A 14639-nucleotide genomic window follows, 5' to 3' on the forward strand; every position below is an offset into this window, starting at 1 on the left:
TGTCTAGCCAATTATAACATAAGCTGCCTTAAAGTTCGATGATTTTTCCAGTTTTGAGGTAAACCACCCACTCACAGAGGTTGCAGGCATAGTCACCGATACGCTCCAAATACATCAATACTTGGAAATACTCTTTGGCGGCAAAGGCAGCTTCTGGCTTTTCACGAATCGCTTCCACCGTCATATTTTGAATATCGACAAAAAGGTTGTCGATGATTTCATCACGTGCAGCTACTTCGTAAGCACTGTCTTCATCCGCCTTGATATATACCGTCAAAGCATCCTCAACCATATCTCTGACCTGACGTCCCATCTTGCTAATGGCTTCTTCAACGGCAATAATGCGTTCTTCTCCCTTCATACGCAAGGTAGCCTTAGCGATAGCTGTAGCATGGTCTCCCATTCTTTCAACATCACTTGACGCCTTGAGTACGGTGATCACTGTACGAAGGTCAGCTGATACCGGTTGTTGGAGCGCAATGATTTCAAGAGATTTTTTCTCAAGCTTAGTTTCATAATTATTCACTACGATATCAGCATCGACCACTTCTTTTGCCAGCTCACGATCATGACTGACGAAAGCACGAACTGTTTTACTGATTTGGGAGCTGACTTCAGTTCCCATCGCATAAAACTGATTATGTAGTTTTTCTAATTCTTCTTCAAATTGTGTACGTAACATCATTTTACTTCCTGTCTATGGAATAGATTATACTATCCAAATTTACCTGTAATATAATCTTCAGTTTCTTTATTAGCTGGGTTTAGGAACATGTCTTTAGTTGCATTAAATTCTACTAAATTACCATCCAAGAAAAACCCTGTCTTGTCTGAAATACGGGAGGCTTGCTGCATGGACCTCGTCACAATCAGCATCGTATACTGATCTTTTAAATTGTACAGCGTCTCTTCAATTTTACCAGATGATATAGGATCCAGAGCTGATGTTGGCTCATCCATCAAAATAATCTTGGGACTGGTTGCAAGAACCCGTGCCACACAAACCCGTTGTTGCTGACCACCTGATAAGCCAAGGGCTGAATCATGAAGACGATCTTTTACTTCATCCCATATGGAAGCTCCCGTCAAAGATTTTTCAACAGCCTCATCGAGAACTGACTTATCCTTGATTCCCTTGATACGAAGACCATAGACGACATTTTCATAAATACTCATAGGAAATGGATTAGGCTGTTGAAAAACCATTCCAATCTCCTTACGAAGCTCAACAGTATCTGTTCTAGGTCCATAGATATTATGATCATTATAGGTAATTGATCCTGTCAAGGTCACTTCAGGATTGAGGTCTCCCATACGATTGATAGCACGTAATAGAGTCGATTTCCCAGACCCTGACGGTCCAATGAGGGTTGTAATCTCATTGGGCATAAAATCCATCGTAATGCTGTTTAGGGCCTTCTTTTTATTATAATAAACAGACAGATCATTGACCTGTAAGATTGGTTTAGACATAGAACTCCTCTCTAGCCAAAGCGACCGGATACATAATCACTGGTAGATTGACAAGCGGCATTCTGAAAGACTTTTGCCGTTTTATCATATTCGATCAAGTCACCAAGGTAAAAGAATGCTGTATAATCACTCACACGTGCTGCTTGTTGCATATTGTGAGTTACAATGATGATGGAGTAGTCTTCCTTCAAATCTGCCATTGTCTCTTCTAGTTGCATAGTAGCAATAGGATCCAGGGCTGAGGCAGGCTCGTCCATCAATAAAATATCAGGCTTGACTGAGATCGCACGTGCGATACATAAGCGCTGCTGCTGACCACCTGACAAGGTGAAAGCTGACTTATGAAGATCGTCTTTGACTTGATCCCAAAGTGCTGCTTGCTTTAGTGAAGTTTCGACAATCTCATCAAGTACCTTTTTATCTTTGATGCCTGCACGCTCATGCGCAAACGTAATATTTTTGTAGATAGACTTGGCAAATGGATTGGGTCTTTGAAAGACCATTCCGATTTGCTTTCGCATTTCAAAGACATTGATCTCTGGACGATTAATATCGATGCCTTCATACCAGATTTCTCCAGTTACTTTTGCAATATCGATCGTATCATTCATGCGGTTAAGGCTGCGTAAAAATGTCGACTTCCCACATCCAGACGGTCCAATAAACGCCGTAATTTTATTCTTTTCGAACTGCATGTCAATGCCTTTGATGGCTTCATTTTGCCCGTAATAAACATGGAGATCCTTGGTCTCGAGGGCCAATTCTTCCTTGTTATCAAAGGTCATGATATGACGTTCATTCCAATTATATTCTGCCATAGTTATTCCTTATTTTGCTGATGTCAATCGTGCATGCAATTTCTTACCGATAAAGCGTGCAGAGAGATTGAAAATCAAAATGAAAATCAAGAGAATGGCGGCACTTCCTGCCGATACCATTGTTGCGTCTGGAATAGTTCCTTCGCTGTTAACCTTCCAAATATGCACCGCTAATGTTTCTGATTGGCGGAAAATAGAGATTGGACTGGTTACACTTAAGGGATTCCAATTGCTCCAGTTGAGGGCTGGCGCTGATTGCCCCGCTGTATAAATCAAGGCAGCTGCTTCTCCAAAGATACGTCCTGAAGCGAGAACAATACCAGTAACAATACTAGGAATCGCCTCAGGAATCACGACATGAAGGACTGTCTCCCAGCGAGAAATCCCCAAAGCAAGACCTGCCTCACGCTGGGTGTGATGAACATTTCGCAAACTGTCTTCTACAGTGCGAGTCATCTGCGGTAGGTTGAATACAGTTAGGGCTAAAGCACCGGACAGGATTGAAAAGCCATACTGGAACTGTACTACAAAAATCAAATAACCGAATAGACCAACAACAACTGATGGTAAGGAAGATAAGATTTCAATACAGATACGAATAAAGTCGGTCAAACGACCTTTTTTAGCGTATTCTGATAGATATATTCCTGCTCCCATTGATAGAGGGACTGAGATAATCAATGTTACTACCAGAAGAAAGAGGGAATTATAAAGTTGAATTCCGATACCGCCTCCAGCCTTATAGGCTGAAGATTTTCCTGTTAAGAACTGCCAGCTAACATGTGGTAAGCCCCTCAATAGGATGTATAGAATCAAGGAGGCCAAAATGGTTACAATAATCCCTGCGATAGTGTAGAGAATCGCAGTCATCAATTTATCAAATTTCTTAGCGTTCATAATTTACCTTTTGCTCCCTAGTAATGAATCGCATCAACATATTGAAGGCCAAACTCATGATTAAGAGTACCAAGGCCAATGACCAAAGAACGTTGTTTTGGACTGTTCCCATGACGGTATTTCCAATTCCCATAGTCAATACTGAGGTCAGTGTTGAGGCAGGTGTAGTCAATGACTCCGGCATAACTGGAGAGTTCCCAACAACCATCTGAATCGCCAGAGCTTCACCAAAGGCACGAGCCATTCCGAAAATGACTGCTGTAAAAATTCCAGGTTTAGCGGAATTGAGGATGACGCGCCAAATGGTTTGCCAACGTGTGGCTCCCATCGCCAAACTGGCTTCACGATAGTGTCTTGGTACTGAACGCAGGCTGTCTACTGTCATAAAGGTAACAGTCGGTAAAATCATAACAAAAAGGACAAAAACTCCCGATAAAATACCAAAACCAGTACCACCAAAAATAGTACGTACGACGGGAACAACAACCTGAAGACCAATAAAACCATAGACAACAGACGGGATCCCTGTCAACAATTCAATAGCTGGCTGCAGTAGTTTAGCTCCACGCTTTGGAGAAATCTCTGTCATAAAGATAGCTGCCCCAATAGCGAATGGTGTTGCAATGAGGGCGGATAAAATGGTTACGATAAATGAACCTGTAATCATAGGAAGCGCACCCATGATCGGTAAACCATTGGCGTCCTTGACAGAAGGCTTCCACACTCTCCCAAATAGAAAATCAAAAATATTGATTCCATCTACAAAGAATGTCGATAGTCCTTTTTGTGCCACAAAGATTAAGATCATGGCCACAATGAAGGCAATCAAGACTAAACACATAAAGGTCAGTGTCCGACCAAATTTTTCAAGACGAGAATTTTTTGATGGCGATGTTAATTTTTTCGCCAAATCTTGTTGTTTCATGAATGCTCCTCTTATTTTTCCCTTACCTTACCTTGGGCATCTTTGACCACTTTCATGTCATTGATAGAGATGTATCCCATCTCTTTGACGACGCCCTCTTGGACCTCATCACTGAGGACATAGTCCAAAAATTCCTTGGTCAGACCAGTGGCTTTACCCTTGGTATACATGTGTTCGTACGACCATAGTGTCCATTTATTAGTAGCAACATTTTCAGTCGTCGGCTCATAGCCATTGATCTGAATCGTATCAACTGTATCATCGACATATGGGAAGGCTAAGTAGGATATAGCACCCGGTGTCTGTGAGACAATGGAGCGAACCATTCCGTTTGAGTCTTGCTCTTGACTCTGCTTACTGGGCTTATCCTTCATAATGACACTGTCAAATGTCGCCCGCGTTCCTGAACCAGTCGCACGATTGACTATAGTGATTTCCATATTTTTGCCACCTAACTGTTTCCAGTTGGTGTATTCACCTGTGAAAATCTTTTGGAGCTGATCACTTGTAATGCTCTTCATGCCAACTTTCTTATTGACAATAACGGCGATACCGGCAACAGCTACTTGGTGATCGACTAGCTTACTAGCATCTATACCACTCTTTTCCTCAGCGAAGACATCACTATTACCAATCTGAACAGCTCCAGATTGGACTTGGGATAGACCTGTTCCTGATCCACCACCTTGAACATTGATAATCTTATCGCTGTTTTTTTCTTGGAAACCATCTGCTGCCCCTTCTACTAAGGGCTGAAGTGCGGTTGAGCCAACGCTTGTGATATTTTCTCCACGATCAATCCAAGAAGCACATGCTGACAAGGTCAGTAGAGCAATTCCCATAAAAGCAAGAAATACCAAGCGTTTCTTATTCAATTTTTTCATTTTTTAATCCCGTTTTTTACTGTAATAACTGCTTGCAAAAAGTGTATTTGAAAGCCAATAGCCTCCACTTCTAATAATAACACATCGGTCTTTTTTTGAATAGCTATTTTTTAGAATTCTTATACAAAAATTACCTATTAAAACGCAGTCCCTTGGGGTAAAAATTCTTAAGTGTTTGCCCCACAACTTTGGCAAATCCTAGACCGTTTCCCTGAACGAGTAGATGGTACCAGCCGTTGGGGAGGCTAGTTGGTAAGGCTACCGTATTACCAGAAACATAAGTCCAGTACTGCTCCTCGGTTAGCTCTAATGTCTGCTTGGTCTCATCACTAGTGAGGGCGAGACCGAGAGCAAAAGATGGTTCAAAACGCCTTTTTTTAAAGGTTCCTAGATGAAGTCCATTCCTTGCAATCCTGATTTTCTCAAGATTTGGAAGGTCCTCTGGCAACAGATAAAGCTCCGTTCCAAAAGCCTGCAAGATCCCTGATAAACTGGTAGAGAGCTGCTCTTCTGCAAAGGATTGCCACAAATCAATCTGTTCTCTGGATAAATTCGTGTGCGGATGATGTTTACCTTTGTATCCTTTTTTTCTAGTCCTTGCTGGGAGAGGAGGACGCTTATCTAGGAGTTGGGCTACAAACTGTCCCTCCCCCTTGAAATGGTGGGGGTACATCCTTGCAGCCTCCGGCATGTGGATCCCTGGCAGCATGCCATTGACTAGGTCTATAGGCAGTAGAGAAAAGTGTGGAAATTCCTCCAAGAGCCATCTGATAATATCTTCATTTTCCTCAGGGGACCAAGTGCAGGTAGAGTAGATCAGACGACCGCCTGGTCGTAACATCTTAATGGCTTCTTCAAGAATTTCTTTTTGTAGTTTAGCACACTCTTTTGGATAGTCTGCAGACCAATATTGGATAGCATCAGGGTCTTTACGGAACATTCCTTCTCCTGAACAAGGGGCGTCCAATACAATGACATCAAAATAATCTGTAAATACCCTAGCCAAGCCTTGAGGAGTTTCATTTGTCACGATGACATTTCTAGCCCCGAAGCGTTCAACATTTTCAGTTAAAATCTTGCTTCGCTTCTTAGAAATTTCATTGGAGACTAAAACACCTGTGTTATCTAAGTAACTGAGAAGATGAGTTGTCTTGCCACCCGGGGCAGCTGCTAAGTCAAGAACCCGCATGCCTTTTTGGGGAGCAGCAACTTGAGCCACCATTTGAGCAGCCGGTTCCTGTGAATAGACAAGACCAGTTGTATGGGGCACAGATTTTCCTGATACCTTGCCATAGTGCCCCCAGTTGGTGTTAGGGATAGCTTGATCAAAACTCTGCTGAACCTTCTTTAAAGGGTTCGTACGATAAGCAGATTGCGGCGGCTGCTCAAAACTGTCCAAAAAATCTTGACTCTCGGGTCCGAGAAGCTGTTTATATTTATCAATAAATTCTTTTGGTAGATTCATATTGCCATTATAACAAAAAAAGACTGGCGTGAGCAGTCCTTCACTCAGTCCAATCTTAGCAATCCTTTGAGGGTCTTTGCCTCCGTATCCGGAAGAAAGATCACCGCCTGTCTCGTCTGATAATCTAATCTATCACCCGTTAGGGTATGGACAGTATAACCCAGAGACTTTCCCATGATACTAGCTGCTGCATAGTCCCAAGGTGAGATAGCTGAGGCATAGCCCAGTAACTGCCCTTCTAAAACGCGGCTCATGCTAATGCCAGCGCTCCCTAAAACACGGATTCCTAAGAGTGATTTAGCCAAATCAGCAAGACCAAAGTAATTGTGGGCATACATACTACCATTTGCAGCTAATAGTTGACGCTTGAGCGGTTTAGGTTGATAAGGAGAAAGTTCCCTACCATTGCAGGTTACTGGAAACTCGCCTCCACCGCTGTACAAGCGGTCCTCCATAACATCGTAGATCAAACCAAACTGACCAACACCATGCTCATAATAGGCAATCATTACCGCAAAATCACGCCCTTGTGCGATAAAATTCACCGTACCATCAATCGGATCCAAAACCCAGACATGACCATCTTTTATATCATGATAAAGATCGTTTTCCTCGCCAAAGATGGCATCCCCTGGATAGGCGGCTTTGATCCGATTCACTAGGAGATCCTGGGTTTCTTTATCAAGATTAGTCACCAAATCGTCAGCGCTTGATTTTTCCTCGATTATCAGGTTGTCAGACATATGCGATTTGATGAAGGTCCCAGCTTCATAAATCATTGCTTTTGCCAGTTCAAATCTAGCCTTCAAGAGTGAGCCATCCTTTCTCCTGTTCCTTTGCAGCTTGAACAGCTTTATAAGTCGAATAGCCACTAGTTTTTTCAAAGGCACGATCAATCTGTTTTTCTTGCATCTTACTTGGGACTACTTTCTTAAACTCCTGATAGGATTGCAAGAATTTTTGGACATCTACTTTTGCCTCATAGGCATCCTCGACTTGATTCAAAAAATAAAGCACTGAAGAGATTTCATCAGTGCTCCAACTGGAATCGAGAGGATAGTTATAGTTTTTATTCATGTTTTCCCTCTAATTCTGCTCGAATAGTTGCTTGGCGGAGCTCTTGCTGCCTATAGTGCCTTGGTAAGAAGGCACGAATTTCATCTTCATTGAATCCGATTTGCATGCGCTTATCATCCAATATAATCGGTCTGCGCAAGAGACTAGGATTTTGGGCAATCAAATCAATCAATTCTGAAATAGACAACTCTTCAACATCAAGGTCTAATTTTTGAAAGACTTTTGATCGGGTTGAAATAATATCTTCGGTTCCGTTTTCTGTTAGCGCTAAAATAGCCTTCAACTCCTCGGGTGACAAGGGACTGGTAATGATATTATGTTCTTGAAACTCGACCTCATGGTCTGCCAACCATGCACGTGCCTTACGACAGCTCGTACAGCTTGGTGATAAAAATAATGTAATCATAAAATTATCAGTCTTACCCCTTTCATTTTGACATTATACAAAAATTCCCTAGAAATTGCTAGACATTTCTAGGGATTGTTCTATACGGTCCCCCTAAAGAGATTAGGAATCTGGAAGCCAGCTGAGGGCCTGTTTTCGATCTTTATGGAGCTGATCCACCAGTTCGTCTACCCCACTAAATTTTACCATATCACGTATCTTGGCCAGCCAAAAAACCTCTACTGTTTCTCCATAGATCTCTTGGTCAAACTCAAAAATATTTGCTTCTAAACGTAGGTCACTGCCACCGAATGTCACATTTTTTCCAATACTGGTCATTGCCCTGTAGGTTTTTGAACCGACTAATACATCAGTAACATAGACACCATCTGCTGGTAGATAGGTTCGATCAATCGGAGCTAAATTGGCCGTTGGAAACCCTATAGTCCGACCTCTGGCATCACCATGTACGACCATTCCTCTAGTAGAAAAAGAAAAGCCTAATAGCTGATTAGCTTCTGCCACAGCTCCTTGGGCGATGAGCCGACGGATACGCGTTGAAGAAATTTTTGATCCGGCCTGCCTAACTTCTGGAACACTGAGGACCTGACCGTTAAACTTCTCAACCAAGTAGCTGGCATCTTTGCGATCATTCCCAAATTTATAGTCAAAGCCAACGACGACTGCTTTGGCTCGTAAATGATTAATATAGCTGGTAAGGAAGCTGTCTGCATCTAGCTTGGCAAAACTTGCTGTAAAATCAATAAGGTACAGTTCATCAACTCCAAACTCCTGAAAACGCTGGTAACGCTTCTCAGGGTAGGTGATATGATTGAGTAGATCTGGCTCAAAGCGGGCAAAGACTAATTTGGGACTTTCATTAAAGGTGAGTACTGCTATTTTCAGACCATCTCTATCTGCGATCGCCTTGGCTTCTTCAAATAAAACCTGATGCCCCTTGTGAAGACCATCAAAATAGCCTAAAACTAAAACGGTGTCCGCCGTTTGCTTGATATCGTTAGCTCTTGTTATGTGTGTGATTTTCATGGTTTTTCATTAATACCTTTCGAGGCTTATAGGCATCCCCTCGTGGCTCTAGAATAGCTGCTAGTTTGTCTTTATAAAAAGCTGCTAGAAGAGGTTCTTGGCTGTCTAGCTCAATAAAACGACCTGCCGTCACATCCTGATACTGGACATCACTCAGCGTCACTTTAGGAAGGTCACTGACGCCATATTCTATAGGGAGCAGAAAGCTGTAGTCATTTTGGGCGACACATGCCGCAACTTCCTCTAGTGTTAAGGCCTGATCCAAAGATAATCCTGCTGAAGCGGTACGGCTAAGATCTGACATATGACTCGCCAGACCTAGCTTCGCTCCTAAGTCTACAGACAAGGTGCGTACATAGGTACCCTTACTGCAGGCCACTCGAAAGCGAAAACGGCAGATACCTTCTTCAAAGATTGGCTCTGATGTTCGCTCGAAGCTCTTGATCCAAACCTTACGTTCGGGACGGACCACCGTCTCGCCAGCACGCGCATATTCATATAGCCTGCGGCCATTAACCTTGACCGCTGAATACATAGGAGGCACCTGGGTGATCTGACCAAGAAATTCCGCCATAGCTAAATCAATCTCATCTGCCGTGAGATTATCTGGAACAGGAGTCTTTTCTAAGACTTCACCGCTTGCATCTTCTGTCATTGTGCTATAGCCTAGGGTAACTTCTCCTTCATAGACCTTACCTGACTCAGTCATATATTCGATGATCCGAGTTGCCTTACCAACTGCAATCGGTAAAACCCCGATGACATCTGGATCCAGCGTTCCTGCGTGGCCTATTTTCTTTTCCTGTAGGATCTTACGTAACCGAGCAACAGCATCGTGGCTGGTCATTCCAGCTTCTTTTTTTAGATTGATAATTCCTGAAATCATACCAATTATTATACCATAGTGAGGCTGAGACAAAAGTTCTCAGACTTATTTATTTGTTAGGCGCAGTGGTTGAGAGTGAGACTGTTGGCTCTGCCAAGCAGTCTTACCCCTGAACAGCTCATTAGGTGCTTTAATACCAATGAACCCTGCTGATTGGCAGTTCTTACCTTGGGCGCATTCCAAGTGAAATAGTTTCAGAAAAGGTAAACCTGTACAAAAAACGAATGTGTTCTATATAAGATACACATTCGTTTTAGTCTATTTGAAATTAAGGATTAGCCATAAATAACTGATAGAATTTCTCCAGAATCCTTATCGAAGGTATAGGTGTGACGACCAATTTTGACTGTCTCACCCTTGGCTTGACGTCCATCTGGATGGAAATAGAGTTGCTGACCATTGATATCATGGAATCCAGTAAGTGCCAAACCATTGCGGCCAAAGTAATACCAGTCACTACCGACCATAACAAAGCGCTTGCTGACCTTTTCACCTGTATCAAGATCATAGAAGGACTTCTTACCTGAGGCATTAGCAACTATAATACCTTTGCTTTGCAGGCCAGTCTTTTCATCAAAGTAATAGTGCTGCTTGTTGATGGTTTGACTTCCTTTGACAGCATAGCCGTCACTGCCCAAGTAGTACCACTCATTATTAGTAGCATCCTTTGCGACAAAAGCATTAGTCACTAACTCACCAGTATCAGCATCGTAGTAACGTCTACCTTTTTGATCTATGACAAAGTGCCCTTTGACTTGTTGAGCAGTTTTAGGATCAAAATAGAGTTTCTGACCATTGATAGTCTGTTCCCCTGTTGCAAGATGGCCTTGATCATCAGCGTAATACCAAGTATTATTTCCCAGGGTGAAGAAACGAGACACTTGCTTAGCACCTGTATGCGCATCATAATAGCTCATTTGTCCCGATTTATTCGTGACAAAACGTCCCTTGATCTGTTGTCCCGTTTTTTCATCAAAGAGGAGGATTTGATCCTGGATTTTGACTTCTCCCTTGGCTAGAATTCCTTGATTATCAGCATAGTACCAAGAACCTCCAACTAGGAAGAATTGATCAGCTACAAGACTACCATTGTTCTCATCGAAGTAACGGGTCTGTCCCTTACTATCTGTCACAAAATCACCTTTAACTTGGAAACCATTTTCGTCGTAGTATTGTGTCATTCCGTGAACTTGAGTCAATCCAATAGCGAGGACGCCCTTACGGTCAACATAGCGGTAGCGAGTCTTACCAGATGCATCAGTTACTTCAAACCAACGATCACCGTCATACATAACGCCTGTTTTACCGTAGTAGTATGATTTCCCATCTTCTTCAACGATGGTATCTTGGAGGACAATTCCATTGTCTAAGGCTTGATAGGTCTTCCCATCAAGATAGAACTTCCTTCCTGCTACCATATAACCATCTCTATCAAAGTAATAGAGATGGCCTCCCTCTGAAACAAAGGATAGCTTAGCACGTTTTCCGGATGTCGTGTAGTAGGTCATGCCTTTAGCTTCTTTGTAGAAGCCTGTCTTAGCCTGACGATCACCAGTCAGGGCAGCTGGTAAAAAGTTCCCTGTCTGGTTGACAGTAAAGTACTGACCAGTACCATTATCACTAAGAACATAGTCCGAACCCCGTCCCAAAACATTAGTTCCATTGAAGTATTGAGCTGACCACTGCTTGAGTTTCACACTATCATCGATTGGCTTACCAGTTGAGATCATAGCAACGTCAAACATTTCAGGATACTTAGCTCGCAATTCTTGGAGGAATTCACCACCGTATTGAGCTTGGAAGTCCTTACCACTGCTCTTAGTATTGGCAACATAAAGTTTTTTAAATAGAGCTTGGTCAGACTTGGCGCGTCCATAATTATCCACACGAGTAGCGGTCACTACCTCTTTTCCAGGTAATTGATAAATCTGATCTGGCACCCAGTCAGCAATAGCTTGAATGCCTACGGCATGCAGAGCTTTAAGCGCATTAGCCAAGTCTTCCTTAGAACCATATTTATTATTCTTGCTCATAGCAAGGTCGTAACGATCCTTGAAGGCATAACCATTTTCAATGATGGAATCCAAGAACGTTCCATCATCTGCTGAAACATATTGAGGGGCCATTTCAAACGACGTTACTCCCCACTCTTTGAAGAGATTAGCATTCTGTGCAATCAGCTTATTAGTATATTGACTATCTGTTTTGACAAAGTCTTGGAAGTTTGAGAAGCCTTCATAGATCAGTTGCGATTCTAAGGCTTGAGTCGCTTGGAATGTCTGGTCATCTGCTCCATAGGCTTTTGTTGAAGCTTGAACGCGAATATCTTGAGTAGCATCAGCACCAACTGGCACCCATACAGCTAGATATCCATTGACTTCAACTTGTTTATAGCCTTTAATTTCACTACCTGTAAAGGTGAGAAAACCATCCTTATCAGCAATTTTTGTCAGGTTAGTATCTGTATCGTTAAGATACTTTTCTAGTCCCTTATCGGTTGTTAGCAACAAAGGACGATAGGCTTGACCAGCATGGATTTTACCGACATTAACCCGAATGGTTTCATTAGCATCAAGCTGCAACTCAGGATTGTTAGAAACCAGTGTCACCATACCTGAAGTTTTTGCCAATTTACCGCCAGTCATATCATCTGCTGACATGACATCTTGACCATAGCGCACAGAAGCTAAGACTTGCGTACTATTGAGCACATCATTAGTCTGATCAGTCTTCATCTCTGCTGCGGCCTTATAGGACTTCAGATCCATTGTCTGTCCACCAGTCGCATAGCGAATACGAGCCCGCATGAGAGTATCAATAGCATCATAGTAAGGCGACTTGGTTTCCATATACTGCCCATCATCTGTATAAAGGTCACCGTAATAGACACGTGTTACAGATTCCATATTAGACAACATCAAGGCGTAGGCTGCAGGAATATTATAGTGCGTATAAACCTTATCAACACTATTCATATCTTTGTTATAGATATCAAAGGCTTGAGACAGTTGATCTAAGGTAAAGGTAAAGCCATCAGTTGTCGAATCAATGCGTTCTTGTATGATTTTGGCAATGACTGTTTGAACTTCTGAGTCATGGGCACGCACAAAAACATAAGAAGCTTGGGTGTCTCCATAGGTGTCATTCTTAGTTCGGTCAGTTAAACCGAATTCTGACTTGAGCAGGTTATCCATTCCGCCAGAACGTTCATTTAGGGGACGTGTCAGGCTGTAGAGTAAGGATAGGCGCAAGCCGTTGTCCATGGCAAGCGCAGCTCCCTTGGTATCTTGGTTATAGTAATTGTCATTATAGGACCAAGCTTCCAGAATAGAAATATGGGCTAGGGCCTTGGCTTCACTTTCATTGACACCGTAGACGGAATTGAAATAATTGGTATAGAGCTGGAGCAAGTCAGCGTTGACGTTATCCACTGCATCTACACGAATACCGTCAAAGTTAGCCTGATCATCTCCCATAACAATACTTCCCCAGTTCATCAAGTAATGAATCTGGTTTAGCATCTCTGCTTGAACAACTGGATTCGAGGTATCTACATCGTTAGCGAGTAGGAACTCATAGCCTCCGTAAGTGTCTGCACGGAAATACTTGGTTTGACCAGTTTGATAGGTTGGGGTGCGATTGAGTAAGCGGTAGCGAGAATCTGCCCACTTAGTCAATTTGTTATTAGTATAAAGGAGAGCTCCACCTTGAAGATGGTCTTTTTTATTGTAGTCTTCACTCTCACTATTCCACTGTGATTGCTTAGAGACAAAAGCGGCCATAGCTTCACGCAACCAAGCTGTACTTTGTTGAGCTGTGATACGTTGCTCAATTTGACGCTGGATCAACTCTGCTGCGGTATTCAAAGCAACTTGTGATGTTTCAGTTGTAAATTCTTGTTGATTGGCTCCAAGATAGTCTGCCATGAAATTGAGATAGGCAACTTGCATGTCCTTGTTTGGCCACCAAGACATCAAAACTGGACGAAGATCAGATGCTTGAGAATTAACCCATTTTTTACCATTTTCAAGGATTTTAGCAGGGCGGTACCAAGAATCTGCTGTTAGATAGCCATCGACTAATTCAAAGCTACTTTCCGAAGAATCATAGGCCTTATTATTGACAGTGAAGTCACTGACAATAGGTGTCAATCCTTGGCTAAATGAGAAAGTCGAGGTGCTGCTTAGGGCACCTGTCTCACCGTCAAAGTAAAGCATTTGTCCGTCAACTGTAATAGCAAAATTCTTCTTATAGCTACCGTCTTCAAGGACATAGTAATATTTGCCATCCACTTGCTTGATTTGTTCCAACGATAAGGCTGCTGCTTTCTCCTGACTAGACAATCCAGGCGCTGTTGCCTGCTGGCTAGATGGTGCTGCTTCAGTTTCACTAGTTGCTAAAGTTTTGGCCTTCGTTTGTGGCGTTTGTGTCCCTGTTTGACTAACCTTTTGTGGCTGTGCAGAACTTTGGCTAGCCACGGACTGGTTGGTTTCGGCTGTTTCAGCCTGTCTAGGGGCTGGCACTACTGATTTAGCACCTTCAGTCGTTGATGTCGGCTTAACTTCAGCAGCAGGTTTGCTAACTCTGTTTTGAGCCACTTGATGATTTGCTGCCGCTTGATCATCAGGGGTCACCTGGTCAGCCGATACGCTTTGAGTAGCTGCTGCGCCACCCACTGCGCTGGCTAAACCTGCTGAAGCTACAGCAATGGTTACCCATTGCTTTTTAACTTTGTGCAATTTGTAATGTAATTTTCTCTCCATGAAAATCATTCTCTCCTTA

13 protein-coding genes are annotated in these 14639 nt (G+C 42.7%); all 13 read right to left on the reverse strand.

Annotation, left to right across the window (positions count from 1 at the left end):
- Positions 1-28: 28 nt before the first annotated feature.
- The 13 genes from phoU to AC4HAI_RS02760 all read right to left on the reverse strand — a co-directional run bounded on the left by phoU (position 29) and on the right by AC4HAI_RS02760 (position 14620).
- Positions 29-682, reverse strand: coding sequence for a phosphate signaling complex protein PhoU (phoU, locus tag AC4HAI_RS02700; protein WP_491079441.1), 654 nt, complete (start codon positions 680-682; stop codon positions 29-31).
- Between the two features lie 32 nt (positions 683-714).
- Positions 715-1473, reverse strand: a complete 759-nt coding sequence (gene pstB, locus AC4HAI_RS02705) for a phosphate ABC transporter ATP-binding protein PstB (RefSeq protein ID WP_491079417.1) — start codon at positions 1471-1473, stop codon at positions 715-717.
- Positions 1474-1484: 11 nt separating this feature from the next.
- Positions 1485-2291, reverse strand: a complete 807-nt coding sequence (gene pstB, locus AC4HAI_RS02710) for a phosphate ABC transporter ATP-binding protein PstB (RefSeq protein ID WP_491079419.1) — start codon at positions 2289-2291, stop codon at positions 1485-1487.
- A gap of 9 nt (positions 2292-2300) precedes the next feature.
- Entirely contained in the window at positions 2301-3188 is an 888-nt protein-coding gene (gene pstA / locus AC4HAI_RS02715) for a phosphate ABC transporter permease PstA (RefSeq protein ID WP_491079420.1), read from the reverse strand.
- On the reverse strand, positions 3178-4113 hold the full coding sequence (gene pstC / locus AC4HAI_RS02720; protein ID WP_491079421.1) for a phosphate ABC transporter permease subunit PstC: 936 nt from the start codon (positions 4111-4113) through the stop codon (positions 3178-3180). Before pstC ends, pstA begins: the two co-directional genes overlap by 11 nt.
- Before the next feature lie 11 nt (positions 4114-4124).
- Positions 4125-4997 (reverse strand): phosphate ABC transporter substrate-binding protein PstS family protein, encoded by an 873-nt coding sequence (locus AC4HAI_RS02725; RefSeq protein ID WP_491110337.1) that lies wholly within the window; start codon positions 4995-4997, stop codon positions 4125-4127.
- Between the two features lie 130 nt (positions 4998-5127).
- Entirely contained in the window at positions 5128-6462 is a 1335-nt protein-coding gene (locus AC4HAI_RS02730; RefSeq protein WP_491110339.1) for an RsmF rRNA methyltransferase first C-terminal domain-containing protein, read from the reverse strand.
- A gap of 44 nt (positions 6463-6506) precedes the next feature.
- Positions 6507-7271: an inositol monophosphatase family protein gene (locus tag AC4HAI_RS02735; RefSeq protein ID WP_491110341.1), complete on the reverse strand. Its 765-nt coding sequence runs from the start codon at positions 7269-7271 to the stop codon at positions 6507-6509.
- Positions 7261-7539 (reverse strand): UPF0223 family protein, encoded by a 279-nt coding sequence (locus AC4HAI_RS02740; RefSeq protein WP_491110343.1) that lies wholly within the window; start codon positions 7537-7539, stop codon positions 7261-7263. Before AC4HAI_RS02740 ends, AC4HAI_RS02735 begins: the two co-directional genes overlap by 11 nt.
- Positions 7532-7945, reverse strand: coding sequence for a Spx/MgsR family RNA polymerase-binding regulatory protein (locus tag AC4HAI_RS02745; protein ID WP_491079426.1), 414 nt, complete (start codon positions 7943-7945; stop codon positions 7532-7534). The genes AC4HAI_RS02740 and AC4HAI_RS02745 overlap by 8 nt, the downstream gene beginning before the upstream one ends.
- 102 nt (positions 7946-8047) lie before the next feature.
- Entirely contained in the window at positions 8048-8971 is a 924-nt protein-coding gene (locus AC4HAI_RS02750) for a bifunctional riboflavin kinase/FAD synthetase (RefSeq protein ID WP_491110345.1), read from the reverse strand.
- Positions 8943-9857 (reverse strand): tRNA pseudouridine(55) synthase TruB, encoded by a 915-nt coding sequence (truB, locus tag AC4HAI_RS02755; RefSeq protein ID WP_491110347.1) that lies wholly within the window; start codon positions 9855-9857, stop codon positions 8943-8945. The genes AC4HAI_RS02750 and truB overlap by 29 nt, the downstream gene beginning before the upstream one ends.
- A gap of 275 nt (positions 9858-10132) precedes the next feature.
- Positions 10133-14620, reverse strand: a complete 4488-nt coding sequence (locus tag AC4HAI_RS02760) for a glycoside hydrolase family 70 protein (RefSeq protein ID WP_491110349.1) — start codon at positions 14618-14620, stop codon at positions 10133-10135.
- Positions 14621-14639 lie beyond the last annotated feature (19 nt).

The sequence above is a fragment of the Streptococcus sp. ALY_208 genome (genome assembly GCF_058314295.1).

Coding starts and splice junctions, on each gene's coding strand:
- truB (WP_491110347.1), bottom strand. CDS start 9,857: ATGATTTCAGGAATTATCAATCTAAAAAAAGAAGCTGGAATGACCAGC.
- AC4HAI_RS02730 (WP_491110339.1), bottom strand. CDS start 6,462: ATGAATCTACCAAAAGAATTTATTGATAAATATAAACAGCTTCTCGGA.
- AC4HAI_RS02750 (WP_491110345.1), bottom strand. CDS start 8,971: ATGAAAATCACACACATAACAAGAGCTAACGATATCAAGCAAACGGCG.
- AC4HAI_RS02745 (WP_491079426.1), bottom strand. CDS start 7,945: ATGATTACATTATTTTTATCACCAAGCTGTACGAGCTGTCGTAAGGCA.
- AC4HAI_RS02760 (WP_491110349.1), bottom strand. CDS start 14,620: ATGGAGAGAAAATTACATTACAAATTGCACAAAGTTAAAAAGCAATGG.
- phoU (WP_491079441.1), bottom strand. CDS start 682: ATGTTACGTACACAATTTGAAGAAGAATTAGAAAAACTACATAATCAG.
- pstA (WP_491079420.1), bottom strand. CDS start 3,188: ATGAACGCTAAGAAATTTGATAAATTGATGACTGCGATTCTCTACACT.
- pstB (WP_491079417.1), bottom strand. CDS start 1,473: ATGTCTAAACCAATCTTACAGGTCAATGATCTGTCTGTTTATTATAAT.
- pstB (WP_491079419.1), bottom strand. CDS start 2,291: ATGGCAGAATATAATTGGAATGAACGTCATATCATGACCTTTGATAAC.
- AC4HAI_RS02740 (WP_491110343.1), bottom strand. CDS start 7,539: ATGAATAAAAACTATAACTATCCTCTCGATTCCAGTTGGAGCACTGAT.
- pstC (WP_491079421.1), bottom strand. CDS start 4,113: ATGAAACAACAAGATTTGGCGAAAAAATTAACATCGCCATCAAAAAAT.
- AC4HAI_RS02725 (WP_491110337.1), bottom strand. CDS start 4,997: ATGAAAAAATTGAATAAGAAACGCTTGGTATTTCTTGCTTTTATGGGA.